Origin of the sequence: Psychrobacillus sp. FSL H8-0483 (genome assembly GCF_038637725.1) — a bacterium.
Lineage (GTDB): Bacteria > Bacillota > Bacilli > Bacillales_A > Planococcaceae > Psychrobacillus.
This window is the reverse complement of sequence record NZ_CP152052.1, coordinates 1,733,356-1,746,736: the sequence shown is the minus strand read 5'-3', so window position 1 is coordinate 1,746,736 and position 13,381 is coordinate 1,733,356. Positions and strand designations below refer to the sequence as shown.

15 protein-coding genes are annotated in these 13,381 nt (G+C 37.0%); 3 read left to right on the top strand and 12 right to left on the bottom strand.

What is annotated here, in order from left to right; genetic code table 11:
• Window positions 1-43 precede the first annotated feature (43 nt).
• Window positions 44-793 carry an alpha/beta fold hydrolase gene (locus MHB48_RS08175; RefSeq protein WP_342600978.1) on the bottom strand — a complete coding sequence of 250 codons (750 nt, stop codon included), beginning with the start codon at window positions 791-793 and terminating at the stop codon, window positions 44-46.
• Window positions 794-928: 135 nt separating this feature from the next.
• Between MHB48_RS08175 and MHB48_RS08170 the strand changes: the two genes are divergently transcribed.
• Window positions 929-1,816 carry a LysR family transcriptional regulator gene (locus MHB48_RS08170; protein WP_342600977.1) on the top strand — a complete coding sequence of 296 codons (888 nt, stop codon included), beginning with the start codon at window positions 929-931 and terminating at the stop codon, window positions 1,814-1,816.
• Window positions 1,817-2,407: 591 nt separating this feature from the next.
• Here the strand turns inward: MHB48_RS08170 and MHB48_RS08165 are convergent.
• The 5 genes from MHB48_RS08165 to MHB48_RS08145 all read right to left on the bottom strand — a co-directional run bounded on the left by MHB48_RS08165 (window position 2,408) and on the right by MHB48_RS08145 (window position 9,574).
• Window positions 2,408-3,487, bottom strand: a complete 1,080-nt coding sequence (locus tag MHB48_RS08165) for a nitronate monooxygenase (protein WP_342600976.1) — start codon at window positions 3,485-3,487, stop codon at window positions 2,408-2,410.
• 678 nt (window positions 3,488-4,165) lie between these two features.
• Window positions 4,166-5,278: a conserved virulence factor C family protein gene (locus tag MHB48_RS08160; RefSeq protein ID WP_342600975.1), complete on the bottom strand. Its 1,113-nt coding sequence runs from the start codon at window positions 5,276-5,278 to the stop codon at window positions 4,166-4,168.
• 17 nt (window positions 5,279-5,295) lie between these two features.
• Complete coding sequence (abc-f, locus tag MHB48_RS08155) at window positions 5,296-7,176, bottom strand: ABC-F type ribosomal protection protein (RefSeq protein WP_342600974.1); 1,881 nt, start codon at window positions 7,174-7,176, stop codon at window positions 5,296-5,298.
• Window positions 7,173-7,808, bottom strand: a complete 636-nt coding sequence (locus MHB48_RS08150; RefSeq protein ID WP_342600973.1) for an HD domain-containing protein — start codon at window positions 7,806-7,808, stop codon at window positions 7,173-7,175. The genes abc-f and MHB48_RS08150 overlap by 4 nt, the downstream gene beginning before the upstream one ends.
• Window positions 7,809-7,894: 86 nt before the next feature.
• Window positions 7,895-9,574 carry a formate--tetrahydrofolate ligase gene (locus MHB48_RS08145; RefSeq protein ID WP_342600972.1) on the bottom strand — a complete coding sequence of 560 codons (1,680 nt, stop codon included), beginning with the start codon at window positions 9,572-9,574 and terminating at the stop codon, window positions 7,895-7,897.
• A 150-nt stretch (window positions 9,575-9,724) separates the two neighbouring features.
• Here MHB48_RS08145 and MHB48_RS08140 point away from each other — a divergent pair, with 150 nt between their 5' ends.
• On the top strand, window positions 9,725-9,928 hold the full coding sequence (locus MHB48_RS08140) for a cold shock domain-containing protein (RefSeq protein WP_340919854.1): 204 nt from the start codon (window positions 9,725-9,727) through the stop codon (window positions 9,926-9,928).
• Window positions 9,929-9,966: 38 nt separating this feature from the next.
• Here the strand turns inward: MHB48_RS08140 and MHB48_RS08135 are convergent, their stop codons facing one another.
• Entirely contained in the window at window positions 9,967-10,152 is a 186-nt protein-coding gene (locus MHB48_RS08135; protein WP_342600971.1) for a zinc-finger domain-containing protein, read from the bottom strand.
• A gap of 118 nt (window positions 10,153-10,270) precedes the next feature.
• Between MHB48_RS08135 and MHB48_RS08130 the strand changes: the two genes are divergently transcribed.
• Window positions 10,271-10,669 (top strand): reverse transcriptase-like protein, encoded by a 399-nt coding sequence (locus MHB48_RS08130; RefSeq protein ID WP_342600970.1) that lies wholly within the window; start codon window positions 10,271-10,273, stop codon window positions 10,667-10,669.
• Window position 10,670: 1 nt separating this feature from the next.
• On the opposite strand, the gene MHB48_RS08125 is transcribed toward MHB48_RS08130, so the two are convergent.
• From MHB48_RS08125 to MHB48_RS08105, 5 genes are all read right to left on the bottom strand, one after another.
• Window positions 10,671-11,270, bottom strand: coding sequence for a metallophosphoesterase (locus MHB48_RS08125; protein ID WP_342600969.1), 600 nt, complete (start codon window positions 11,268-11,270; stop codon window positions 10,671-10,673).
• Window positions 11,267-11,734, bottom strand: a complete 468-nt coding sequence (locus MHB48_RS08120) for an SRPBCC family protein (RefSeq protein ID WP_342600968.1) — start codon at window positions 11,732-11,734, stop codon at window positions 11,267-11,269. The genes MHB48_RS08125 and MHB48_RS08120 overlap by 4 nt, the downstream gene beginning before the upstream one ends.
• A gap of 100 nt (window positions 11,735-11,834) precedes the next feature.
• Entirely contained in the window at window positions 11,835-12,035 is a 201-nt protein-coding gene (locus MHB48_RS08115; protein WP_053589685.1) for a cold-shock protein, read from the bottom strand.
• Window positions 12,036-12,198: 163 nt separating this feature from the next.
• On the bottom strand, window positions 12,199-13,020 hold the full coding sequence (gene coaW, locus MHB48_RS08110; RefSeq protein WP_342600967.1) for a type II pantothenate kinase: 822 nt from the start codon (window positions 13,018-13,020) through the stop codon (window positions 12,199-12,201).
• A gap of 27 nt (window positions 13,021-13,047) precedes the next feature.
• Window positions 13,048-13,356, bottom strand: a complete 309-nt coding sequence (locus tag MHB48_RS08105) for a DUF4870 domain-containing protein (protein WP_342600966.1) — start codon at window positions 13,354-13,356, stop codon at window positions 13,048-13,050.
• Window positions 13,357-13,381: the final 25 nt, after the last annotated feature.

The following is a 13,381-nucleotide window of genomic DNA, read 5'->3' as shown; positions in this document are numbered from 1 at the left end:
TGCTTTTTAAACGCACAAAATTCGAAGGTGTTATAAGTGATTATTAAGACGCAGCCCACTCTACTTGGTTTAAGAATGTAAATACATCTTCACAAACTTTATCTTTTTCTTTCCCTAATGTAATAATATGGCCAGATTCTTTATACCATATGATTTCTTTTTCATCTGTTTCCACATGCTCTAGAATAAAAGATGCACTTTCTTGATAAATTGCATCATCTAAAGCTCCTTGTAGCACAAGTGTTGGAGAGGTAATAGAACTCAATTCTTCACATGTATTTTCGGTGATAGCTTGCACACCTTCTAAGGAATCTTTTGGTGTATTTTTTAATACGTCCAGTTCTTCTATAATTTCTTCTCTTGATTTTCCTTCAAAAGATTTATAAATTTTCGCATAGTTATATAATCGGTCAAATAAACCATCTGTGCTATTTCGTTTAATTGGAGCGCACATGGATACGACTGCTTTTACCGGGAATTCTTCTGCAACTCTTAAAGAGAATACACCACCAAGAGAAATACCTGCGACTGCAATTTCCTCATACCCCTGGTTTTTTAAATGATGGTATCCATCTACAACGTCTTGCCACCAGTCAGTTGGACTCGTTTCGAGTAATTCTTCGGGAGTTACTCCATGCCCTCTATACATCGGTGCATGACAAGTATAGCCTCTCTTTTGCAAATACTCTCCTAATTTTTTTACATCTTTCGTGCTTCCAGTAAAACCGTGAAGTAACAATACTGCTCGTTTACCGCCTTCAAACGTAAAAGATTTAGGTGCAACTACTTTCATGTGAATATCCCCTTTATTTCTCTAAAGTATTAGTTTAATGACCTAATACTATCATTGACAATTCATAATGTATAATTTATTATTTTTATCATTATGATACATAAAATGCATAGATTAAATTAAGGGGGTTACTAATTGGAATGGCAGCGACTAGAATACTTTCAAACACTAGCAGAAGTTCAGCATATGACACGGGCAGCTGAGCTATTGTCTATTTCACAGCCAGCATTGAGTCGCTCAATTGCAGGGTTAGAGGAAGAGATTGGGGTACCATTATTCGATCGACGAGGCAGGTCCATTGTTTTAAATCGATATGGCCAGATGTTTCTTCAACGTGTTAATCGAATTATTAAGGAACTAAACGATGGTTTAGAAGATATTCACCAATTAATTAACCCGGAGCAAGGAGAAGTGACTCTAGGCTTTTTACACACACTTGGGACAAGCTCTGTACCAAATATTATCCGAGCATTTCACCAACAATATCCGGATATCACTTTTCAATTTAAACAAAATCATACACATACTCAATTAAAGCAATTGAAATCAGGTGAATTAGACCTTTGTCTTCTCGCTTCTACTGAAGATGAAAAACTCATTGAATGGACAGAATTATGGCGGGATGAATTATATGTGATTGTTCCAACCAATCATCCGCTTGCTATGGGTAAAAGCATCTCATTAACAGAGGTAGCAGAGGAATCCTTTATTTCAATGAAAAAAGGGTATGCACTCCGTAAAACAACTGACGAGATTTTCGAGGAAGCTGGCGTCACGCCAACAATTTCTTTTGAAGGGGATGAAGTTGCCACAGTTGCGGGATTTGTTGCTGCAGGGCTTGGTTTTTCTATACTTCCAGATGGCGGTGAAATCAATTCAAATAAAATAGCTAAATTACGAATTGAAGATGTCACGTGTGAACGTGTAATCGGTATGGCAGTCGTGAAAGATCGCTATCTATCTCCAGCGGCAAAACGATTTCAGCAGTTTGTCCTTGATTACTTTTCGCAAGAAAAGGCTTAAAGATTATGCTGTTATGTGCCGAAGATTTGCTCGCTTTCCGCGGACGAACTGAACTGCCAATCCTCCTCGGAGCAACAGGATGTTGATCATAGTACCCCTTCTGCGTCGAAAGGCGTAGCCGACAGATGCAAAATCGTTGCGGGGACTTGCTAGTCCGTTTTTCCGCAGAAATCTAATATATGCTTCTAGAAAACAACAGCATAACTTAACCGATCCAAACTTTAAAAGATTCAATTAAAGCAGCTTCTTTATTCCGATTATCTACGTAATTCTGGGGAAATATGTATGAACGAGGTAATTCCCCGTTACTTCATGTGTTTAAAGAGGTATTTGGTGATTAACTCAATAAAAACATGATTCTGTTCTGGTTTTAGAATGGGGTCATGTTTATTTAACTTTTAATGGAAAATACTTCACTATACTTAAAAATTGCTAACAATCAAGTCAATTTAATCTAAGTGTTATTGCTTAAATGCGCCATTTTCTGGAATATCTAAAATAGGATCTCAGTCTTAAAATCAATTAATTCTTTTTGCACTAACGCTCCCTTAGTTGAAGAGGTGCTCTGACCCTAAATAATAAATACTTCACTTATCCCAAGATTTTCTCAGCCTCGTCCATAAGTTCCTTTATAATCATTTCTGCATGACTTTCATGATGAATTAATCGAAGACCTTGACCAGCCCAGAGTGCCATATACTCAATTTGATTTTGTTTGAAGGCTTCTTTTCTAATGTCACTGGTTGCTGTATTTTGAATAGGATAGGCTAAAGGATGAACGCCTGTTCGATCAAATTCCTCGATAAATTTATTTTTTATTCCTCTCGCAGGCCTTCCTGAGAAGTTTTTCGTAATGACGGTATGTTCTTCTGTACTCTCAAACAGAGCCTTCTTGTAGAGAGGATGAATGCCTGACTCTTTCGACCCCAAGAACTTTGTACCCATCTGAACACCTTGAGCTCCTAAGGCAAGCGCTGCCACTATTCCCCTTCCATTCATGACCCCTCCAGCAGCTACAACTGGTATATTGACATTTTCTACTACCTGCGGAATGAGTGAAAAAGTTCCTATATTTGCTCCCAGTGGGTGCTCTTTTATATCAAATGTACTTCGATGACCACCAGCATCACTACCTTGAGCTACAATGACATGAACTCCTGCTTTTTCTGCAATCATTGCTTCCTTAACTGTAGTAACCATCGAGATTACCTTTATTTTTCTTTGTTTTGCAGTTTTCATTTTATCAACTGGTAAAATTCCAAAAGCTGTGCTTATGATTGGTACTTCTTCTTCTATTAAAACTTGAAACCTCTCGTTAAACAGGTCAGGTGTTTGGAACTGTATATGCTCTTCCTCAATCCCTAGATTTTTTCCGAGGCTTATTAACACCTCTTTTATCTCTTGTTCGTGTTTCTTTTCATTTGTGTTGATGATGTCTTCTACACAAAACAAATTGACCGCAAAAGGGCGATCTGTTTGCTGCTTAATATCCCTAATTGTCTTCCTTAAGTCGTCTGGCATCATGTAGGCAGCACCCAAACTTCCCAATCCTCCGGCATTACTTACATTCGCTATTAGTTCCACTGTCGTAGATCCTCCAGCCATGCCAGCTTGTATAATAGGATATTTAATATTTAATACATCACATAAAGGTGTTTGTAGAGTAATCATCTTTCTTCCCCTTTCTTATATTTATTATTTATTTCAAATAAAAATTAAGAAAAAAAGTAAAGTTCAGAATTATAAAGGTGTATTTATTATATTACTTTTACATAGAATATTCTACCTCATGGCCCTTTTCTGGAATAACACCGTCGGTGTTATTGAACAAACTTTTTTAAACTATACTGAGCTGAAGATATTGCCTCATCATCGAACTTCTATATAAAAATAAGAGAAACCGTCATAAAAATAAACGAAAACACTTAAAACAACTTGCAATATAACTTTTGAACTTGATCTTTTAATAGCTTATTCTCTTCTTCCAAGGCCTTAATATGGGTTTTTAAGGACTCTACTAATACATCCTCGGAACAGATACTTTTACTTTGCTTTACGGGGATTTAATTCACTAATCTGCTGTCCTCTTAATCTTTCTGTTCTAACTTGTTTTTAACACGTTCATTAGTTTTCAACCTGAATCTGCTATTGGTTCTGTTTATATCTAATAACTGATTAGTACGTTCTAAGTGTACTTCATGTTCAATTAGAAACTGTTTGCTTGTACAGAAATTTGTACAATCTAAACAAGCATTTGCGTGAACAAAACGTCACACGAACGCGACAAACCATCAAAAAGAAGCTTACTTGCCTAGGCAAATAAGCTTCTTTTCATTATTTAATTCAGACCTACTTACGAGCTTCGCTCATTTGCTTCCAAACAGAGCCCTTTGCTTCTTCCCCGTCTTCAATGCGCGCAATGGCCATACGAATCTGAAGCTTCACTTCGTACTCTTTGTCGTCCATCGCTTCTTTCAAAGTTGGCAGTGCTTCTGCTGTACCAATTTCATAGAAATACATCGCTGCTCTCCAACGAACTAATTTGTTCTTATCGAAAAGAGCAACTTTCATTGCTTCTGCAAATTGTTCAAAGCCAAGATCGCTCATTGCGTCCCCTGCGGTTCTTCTAACAGCTCCACTCTTGTCTTTTAATGCCATCTCTAGATACGGTATAACAGCTTCGTCTTCTATTAATCCTAGATAAACAGTAGCCAATCGGCGAATGGACACTTGTTCATCTTGAACGGCTTTTGCTAGTACTGGTAAATCCTCTATTTCTGGATTGATGAGGTTATTTAGTAATTGAAATCTCGCTTCCCATTCACTTACTTCAAATTGCTCTAAAGTAAAAGGAACACGAACGGCAGACTTCTCATCCACAGGTTTATATTTGTCCGCTATTAGTTGTTGTAGCTTACTTTCTGGGAAGGTCGCTTCTAATTCTTTTACTAGTTGCTCACCGATTTCTTTTTGTTCACCATACCGTACACCATAATCTACCCACTTACGCAACATAAGATAGTTTTCTTTGTCGCCTTCCATCGCTTCATCCAGTGCTTTTGTGAAACGGGCAGATAAACCAAATCTAGATTCTGATTCACTATCAAACACTTTTACTTGAAGTGGGATTCCTTTAAACTGTTGGACATGTACGTATATTTCACCGTAATGATCCACTGGCTTTTCACTAGCATTTTCTTCATTATCTGCTCCGAACACATTCTCAACAGCAGCTAAAATGGATTCCCAGCTGAATTTAGCAATTCGTTCAATCGCTAAAAAATCAGCAACATGGTAAACCCCCTTCACTCCATCAATAGAAAAAATGGCTTGAATTTCATTCGGTGCACCCTCTATATTGTCCTTTTTGTAATTATGGCTCTTCCCAAAAGGAAGCTCTTGGTCAATAATTACTTTCATTGTATTAGGACTTGGTGTTGGTTCTATTGTAATTATTTTCATCGTTCATCCCTCCAGGATTAAGAAGAAGCGATTTCTTCTAAATACGACCATCTTTCGATTAATTGCTCGTATGTTTTATTTGCTTGTTCTAATTTATCTGTCAGCTCTTGCAGTAAAGTAAAATCGGAACCAGTTGTCAGCACTTTTTCTTCTAATTCCACGATTAGCTGCTCTGTTTTCTCTATTTCCGCACCAATCGATTCCCATTCGCGTTGCTCTTTATACGAAAACTTTTTCTTTTCTTTTGTTACTTTTTCTTGAGGTTCTTCTATTTTTACTTCCATAACTTCCGTTGGGTTCATCTTTTCTTCTTCCAAATAATCCGAATAAATCCCAAGCCACTCTTTTACTGACCCATCACCACTTAATTTCCAAAGCTTTTTCGCGATACGATCTAAGAAAAAGCGATCATGAGAAATGGTAATAATAACACCTGGGAAAGTCTCCATAAAATCTTCTAATACAGATAGCGTTTGAATATCTAAATCATTTGTAGGCTCATCTAGTAATAGAACATTCGGCTGCTCCATTAGCATTTTTAACAATACTAATCGTTTTTTCTCTCCGCCGGATAGCTTTCCGATTTGCGTACCGTGTGTATTTAATGGGAATAAGAAGCGTTCTAACATCTGTGCAGCAGAAAACTTCTCTCCAGAGCCAGTTTCGATTAAATTGGAAGATTCCCGAACATACTCAATCATTCTCATTTGATCATTCATCTCTGGTAGTTGCTGTGTAAAATGCATGAGCTTGACAGTAGAGCCAACAATTATTTCTCCTGAGTCCATTGGGATTTCTCCCGCTAACATTTTTAGCACCGTACTTTTCCCAGCACCATTTGGACCAACAATACCTACTCTATCTCCAGCTTGAAGTAGAAATGAAAAATCATCTACTATTTTTTTCGATCCAAATTTCTTGGAAATCGATTTCCCCTCTAAAACTTGTTTACCTAAACGAGTAGTAACCAGTTCCATTTCTAAGTTTTGATTGGAGTTATCCCGTTCAATTTGGGAATCAATCTCTGCAAACCGATCTTTACGTGCTTTTTGCTTCGTAGATCTTGCTTTTGCACCTCTTCGAATCCATTTCAATTCGTTTCGATATAAATTTTGTAGCTTTTGCTGAGAAGAAGCATTCATTTCCTCTCGGATAGCTTTGGACTCTAAGTAATCCGCATAATTTCCGGTATGTGTATAGAGCGTTTTGTCTGCAAGTTCATAAATATGTGTTGCAACATTATCTAGGAAGTAACGATCATGGGTGACAAATATAATGGCTCCTTCAATTCGTTGCAACATTTCTTGTAACCAATCCGTAGACTCTTTGTCTAAATGGTTCGTAGGCTCATCTAAAAGAATTAAATCTGCAGGTTCAATTAATACTTTTGCAAGTGCTACTCTTTTTTGCTGACCACCTGATAAATGTAAAACAGAATCTTCAAATTGTGTTAACCCTAATTTCGTTAACGCAGTTTTGGCAAGAGCATTTACGTCCCAAGCTTGATAGTCATCCATTTTGGATTGTAGGTCCATCAATTTATCTTGTAGTATGCTTGAACTTGGGTCCTCTATCATTGCAGCTAAAGCTTCTTCGTATTCACGATTTATCTTTAGAATCGGAGAATCTCCACTAAATACCGCCTGAAGAACTGTCTCCTCTTTTTCAAAAGTAGGTTGCTGTTCTAAATAAGCGATTCGGTATTTATTTGGATGGTCAAGATCAATCGAGTCCGCTTCCAGTTTTCCTGCAAGTATGGACAAGAACGTGGACTTTCCAGTTCCATTTATACCAATTAGCCCTGCATGATTTTGATTGTTTATCGTAAACGCAATATTTTCGAAAAGCGTTTTCTCGCCAACTGTTTTTGTTAAATTTGAAATGATTAAATGACTCATATATGTTCCCCAGTTTCTATTCTCAAGTTTTGCAAGAAGAGCTCCATAAATGCATGTCTCTCTTTTGCCAGTTCTTTTCCTTTTTCCGTCTGCATGCCATCTGCTAATTTCAATAATTTCTCGTAAAAATGTGTGACAGAGGCAGTCACCTTCGTACGATACTCTTCTACTGACATATTATCTCGCGGCGTTTCCGTTGCGTCATATAATTTGCGGCCTTTAGCTCCACCATAAGCAAATGTACGGGCAATTCCTACTGCTCCAATGGCATCTAAACGATCCGCGTCCCTAACTATTTTAGCTTCAATTGTATCTGCAAATGTTTCATTGCCGCCATTAAAAGAGATAGACTGAATCACTTTCTTTATCTGATCTATTTTTTCCGCAGATAAGTTTAGTTCCTGGATAATTCTATCTTCCTCTAATTTCCCTTCCCCAGACGTATATTTTGGGTCACTTACATCGTGCAAAAGGACCGCTAACTCGATAATTTCTTTATCAGCGGTTGGCTCTGAAATTGCTATATCAAATGCATTTTTGCGCACTCTCTCAATATGTTGAAAGTCGTGACTTGCATCAAAATGCTTATACACTTCTTTAACTAATTGTTCACATTGTTCCATTGTATTCATTATAAACTCTCCTTAATCGGACTCTTCTTCTTTATTATAACGAATAAAACAAAAAAAGACTGCTAAAGTACAGTCTTTTCATTATTTTAAAACAACCCTATTGCATGTCCACCCTCTGTAACGTCCATATTTAGCGCTGCCGGTTTTTTAGGTAAGCCTGGCATCGTCATAATATCTCCAGTTAGACAGACAATAAAACCTGCACCTAGTTTAGGTATTGCTTCTCTAACTGTAATGGTGAAGTCAGTTGGTCTACCTAATAATTTGGGCTGATCCGATAGCGAATATTGTGTTTTAGCCATACAAATAGGTAATGAATCCCATCCATATGATTGTATTTGTGCAATTTGCTTTTGCGCAGCATCCGTAAATACCACGTCTTTACCACCATATACTTGTTGGACAATTGTACGAACTTTATGCTCAATGGAATCTGTCGTTTGATAAAGTGGAGCAAATTGAGTTGGCTTTTCTAATTCATGTAGAACTAAATTCGCTAATTCCACTCCTCCAGTTCCACCTTTCCCCCATACCTCTGTTAATGCAATCGCAACATTTTTCTCCTTACACCAGTTAAGCAATGCTTCTAACTCTAGATCCGTATCCGTGATGAATTTATTTAACGCTACAACCGGTTCAATTCCAAAAGCTCGTATCGTTTCCACATGCTTCTCTAAATTATTTGTACCTCTAAGAAGCGCTTCTATGTCTTCTTCTTTTAACCGATCTTTTTGTTTTCCACCTTGCAATTTCAATGCTCGAATAGTAGCAACGACGACAACTGCATCAGGAGAAATTCCTGCTTGCCTTGATTTAATATGCATGAATTTTTCTGCACCTAAGTCTGCTCCAAATCCAGCTTCCGTTACAACAACATCCGCTAATTTCATTGCTGTTTTGGTTGCAATAATAGAGTTGCAGCCGTGTGCGATATTCGCAAAGGGACCACCGTGGATAAGCGCAGGTGTTCCTTCTATTGTTTGGACTAGGTTTGGCTTTATCGCTTCTTTAAGCAATAAAGTTAGTGCCCCTTCTACACCAAGAGAACGTACAGTTACAGGTTCTTTTTCATATGTATAGCCAATCACAATTTGAGCAAGTCTTTCTTTTAGGTCAGCTAGATCTTTTGCCAAACAAAGAATTGCCATAATTTCAGATGCCACTGTAATATCAAAGCCATCTTCACGAGGAATACCTTGCCCTGGACCACCTAGACCGATTGTAATATGACGCAGCGCTCGATCATTCATATCCAACACACGTTTCCAAGTGATTCTTCTAGGATCTATATTCAATTCATTTCCTTGGTGCAAATGATTATCAATTATTGCCGCTAATGCATTATTTGCAGTCGTTATCGCATGAATATCCCCATTAAAATGAAGATTTATCTCCTCCATCGGTAATACTTGCGCAAAACCACCACCAGTTGCTCCTCCTTTCACACCCATGACAGGTCCGAGTGAAGGTTCACGAAGAGCTACTACGACGGATTGACCAATTTTTTGCATCGCGTCTGCTAGACCAACTGTTACAGTAGACTTTCCTTCGCCAGCTGCTGTGGGACTAATAGCAGTAACAAGTACAATTTTTCCAGGTTTTGATTTTAGTGCAATTTTGGTTGGATCAATCTTTGCTTTATATTTTCCGTATAGTTCTAATGCATCTGCTGGAATTCCTATTTTATCGGAGATAAATTGAATGGGTTGCATTTTTGCATTTTTGGCAATACTTAAGTCGGAAAGAGGTTTTACTTCAATGTTCATCTAGTCCACAACCTTTTTTATTTTATTATACGATTAGATGTTCGTATAAAACAGCTAAAATTCGACATTTTATTGACGTTAGCTGCCATTTAATGTATAGTTTATGATATCCATTATCAGAATTTTTAGTGGATTAAGGGAGGAACGTTTATGCAACATGGGAAAGTAAAATGGTTTAATAACGAAAAAGGCTATGGATTTATCGAGTACAATGATAATGAAGATGTATTTGTCCATTTTACGGGTATTCAGGGTGATGGGTTTCGAGCATTAGAAGAAGGACAAGATGTCACGTTCGAAATCGTTGAAGGAAACCGTGGACCTCAAGCTGCAAACGTCATTAAAAATAGTTAGAAACGGTTCTTCCCGCGGCAACTGGTCGTGGGACTTTTTTATTTTGTACCTTGTAGTTTAGTTCCAACTTGTTTGATCTCTTCCCCTATTGTGCACTGACGAATGCAGAAGTTATGGGCAAATGTTTTCCCTTTTTCTTTTCGAAGATGCGTCCGAATGAAACATCCGTCACAATACGTTTCAAGTAAATAGTCAATTTCATTTATTAGGTGAGTATTTTTCATCCATTTATTCTCCTTGCTATATAATAATTGATTGTACTATTATGTTTCTTTTGTTTGCAAGTATGCTTTAAATCAGTCAAACTAATAGGATAAATAATCCATAAAAAAGGGGATTAGCATGTTAGAAGTATATATTGATGGGTCGACTACTGGAAACCCTGGACCAAGTGGGATTGGGATATTTATAAAAGGGGAGGGTCATCACCTAAAAATTAGTGAATACATAGGAAGTTATAACAATCATGCGACCGAGTTCATCGCTCTGCAAAGAGGGCTAGAGGAAGTACAAAAGCTTTCACCTACCATCGTTTCCGTGAGAACAGATTCACAAATTGTTTGCACTGCTGTAGAGAAACGTTACGCAAAGAATGCTGAATTTGCAGCAATATTAGAAAAAATATTAACGATTAGTGATTCGTTTGATTTGTTCTTCATTAAATGGATACCAGATGACCAAAACAAAGCAGCGCATGCACTTGCTAGAGAAGCTGTATTAAAAAAACTGCCAAAAGGTTAAATTAGATGGCAGTTTTTTTGAATTCTATCGTTTGTGCTGTTGGATCGTAGAGCACCCACTCTCTATTATCGATTACTGAACCAACGTTTACCCCTATATGGGTCGCTAGAGGCATATGCACTCGTTCATTAAAACGAAAAGGTTTGCGTTCACCATTTAAAAATAATGCAGATTGATGACTATGACCAAAGAAGATCGTCTCATGTTTAGTTATTGGTAAAATAGGCGTCCATGGCTCCCCGCTCCATTCCCATTCATGACCATGCTTAACAACCGCCCCTGCAATCGATATATGTCTTGGTAACGTCTTCATATAATGAATGGCCGGATGTTTCTCTAAGCAGATGGAAATAATTCTTTCTTCTTGATTGCCATACACAGATTGGAAATTAATAAGTGGCAATAAATCAATGGGATCGCTTATGACGTCTTCTATATGCGAAAATACTTCTTTCATTGCTCGTTTTTTTCCGATAGTGCATTCAAATAGATCTCCGGTACAAATAATTTCTACACTTGGATTTACCTCATCTATATGCTGCAACACAGAAGTTAAATCTTTTACAGATGAGTGGATATCCCCAAGTAAAGCGTATATCATTCCGTCCCCTCTGTTGCATATGCAGCTTCTATCGTGTCTTTTGTACGATTCATAAATGTAACGATTACTTCATCACTTCCAAACAATTGAAATACACTTAATAAAGGATTTTTAGGTTTATTAATCGATGTGTAAATAAATTTTGTTAAATGCTCCCCTTGGCTTTCTAATTCGTATTCTGTCGTCATACGAAAACGGTCATTTAAAATAAAATTTTCCTGCAGCACTTTGTAAGTCTTTTCGTCTGTATATTTTTTTATTGTAAGTTCATATTGTTCCGTATAAGAACCATTTTGATACGTTTGCCAAATGGTCGTTCCAATAACCTGTTCTGTACGATTTAATATTTCTTCCTCTACTACTTTAGGAAATATCTTTTTCTTTTTTTCCAAATCTCCATAAAAAAAAGGCCACGCATATTCAATAGGCGCATTTATTATTATTTCTTTTTTCCATTTTTTCATAGTATGTGCTCCTTACATAGCAAAATGTAATACTTTCTATTTATCATAACACAAAAAAACAGACCCTCAAATGAGAGTCTGTTAAAGTTTAGGTTTAAAATTAAGCTTTAACTACGTTAGTAGCTTGAAGACCACGTTGGCCTTGCTCGATTTCAAAAGTAACTTCTTGACCTTCGTCAAGAGATTTGAAACCTTCGCTTTGGATTGCTGAGAAATGTACGAATACATCGTCTCCGCCTTCGCGTTCGATAAATCCGAATCCTTTTTCTGAGTTAAACCATTTTACTTTACCTTGTTCCATGTGTGTTTCCTCCTCGCATGCACTAATGCATACATTGTGTTACTATCCTTGCTCAACACTGTTAAGTAAAAGTGTTGCCACCTACTAACTAACCGAACAAAAATAATCCTCTCTAAATATAACACGGCTTTTTCCAAATTGCAACACTTTTACCCAATAAATATTATTTATTTTCTAACAATGCTCCAATTGCTCCACTATAGCCGTGTTTTTCAAGAAAAATCGGATTTTTCTGTTTTAGGATTGTATAAGATTCCATAATTTCTTGTAGCAATTCATTTTCTTCTAAAGTAGAACCGATATATATAATGTCCTCCACATGATGTGCATCCGCTACTTGAATACAAAGTGAAGCTACTACTTCCCCAATAATTCCTTGCACACCTGCTAATAAATCCGCACTACTTCTGTCTTCACCCGACTTCAAAGCAACTCCACCAAAATTGCTTGCAGTAAGTGAGCCATTGATCGGTAATTTATTATTTTTATAAATATCACTGACTGATACATCTATGGAAGTTCTATTACCTTCTTTAGAGAGTGCGATTATCTCCTCATAGTTGGATTTCCCTGTCAAAGCCATTCCTAAGCCTAGAAGAGTTCCTCCACCTATACCGGTTCCACCGAGTCGACTATGCGTATTACCTTCCATTAGATGAATGGATGTTCCAGTTCCAATATTTGCAATGATTGCTGATTCACTTTGGATGGTTTCTTGGCGCATTTGATACATCACGCCATTCATCGTTGCATCAAATTCTACTATGTAAGGGATTTCATCTTTCGAGAGCAAATAACTTTTCAATTGCTCTGCCCGACCACCAGTGAGGCAGATAGAAGCTAACGAGTGATTCGATTCAATCCAATCCTTTACTGCTTGAAAATCGGATGAAGGAAAACTTTGTAACGACATTTTTTTCTTTTCATCCCAATAAGCTATTTTCGTTAACGTTCCACCTGCATCAATACCAATTCTAGTAGTCATTCTAATTCCCCTTTTATGTTACGACACTTACTTAATCCAAGATCCAACGATTGGATAGTTAAATGTGTCTCCTTTAACCGCTTTAATGATTCCGATAATTGGAACAACAAATGCCATTATACCAAAAATAATGACCATCGGAATACCAATTAATACAAAAATTAATAATATGGAAACAAATATAAGTGCAATCATCACTAATTGAAATAATACCGCTTGTATGGAAAGCTTTTTAATTTCTTCATCATCTACAACTAAATATAAAATAAAAGGCACTAAAAAAGGTGCAAACCAAGTACTTGCATGAAGTAAAACTTTTAATCCTGTATTTTCCATCTAAATCATACTCCTTTCTACTCTT

Bases quoted from the DNA above. Each gene is read 5' to 3' on its own strand.
- MHB48_RS08175 (WP_342600978.1), bottom strand. From the start codon at position 793: ATGAAAGTAGTTGCACCTAAATCTTTTACGTTTGAAGGCGGTAAACGA.
- MHB48_RS08140 (WP_340919854.1), top strand. From the start codon at position 9,725: ATGCAACATGGGAAAGTAAAATGGTTTAATAACGAAAAAGGCTATGGA.
- MHB48_RS08145 (WP_342600972.1), bottom strand. From the start codon at position 9,574: ATGAACATTGAAGTAAAACCTCTTTCCGACTTAAGTATTGCCAAAAAT.
- MHB48_RS08130 (WP_342600970.1), top strand. From the start codon at position 10,271: ATGTTAGAAGTATATATTGATGGGTCGACTACTGGAAACCCTGGACCA.
- MHB48_RS08115 (WP_053589685.1), bottom strand. From the start codon at position 12,035: ATGGAACAAGGTAAAGTAAAATGGTTTAACTCAGAAAAAGGATTCGGA.
- abc-f (WP_342600974.1), bottom strand. From the start codon at position 7,176: ATGAGTCATTTAATCATTTCAAATTTAACAAAAACAGTTGGCGAGAAA.
- MHB48_RS08120 (WP_342600968.1), bottom strand. From the start codon at position 11,734: ATGAAAAAATGGAAAAAAGAAATAATAATAAATGCGCCTATTGAATAT.
- MHB48_RS08135 (WP_342600971.1), bottom strand. From the start codon at position 10,152: ATGAAAAATACTCACCTAATAAATGAAATTGACTATTTACTTGAAACG.
- MHB48_RS08105 (WP_342600966.1), bottom strand. From the start codon at position 13,356: ATGGAAAATACAGGATTAAAAGTTTTACTTCATGCAAGTACTTGGTTT.
- MHB48_RS08150 (WP_342600973.1), bottom strand. From the start codon at position 7,808: ATGAATACAATGGAACAATGTGAACAATTAGTTAAAGAAGTGTATAAG.
- coaW (WP_342600967.1), bottom strand. From the start codon at position 13,020: ATGACTACTAGAATTGGTATTGATGCAGGTGGAACGTTAACGAAAATA.
- MHB48_RS08160 (WP_342600975.1), bottom strand. From the start codon at position 5,278: ATGAAAATAATTACAATAGAACCAACACCAAGTCCTAATACAATGAAA.
- MHB48_RS08125 (WP_342600969.1), bottom strand. From the start codon at position 11,270: ATGATATACGCTTTACTTGGGGATATCCACTCATCTGTAAAAGATTTA.
- MHB48_RS08165 (WP_342600976.1), bottom strand. From the start codon at position 3,487: ATGATTACTCTACAAACACCTTTATGTGATGTATTAAATATTAAATAT.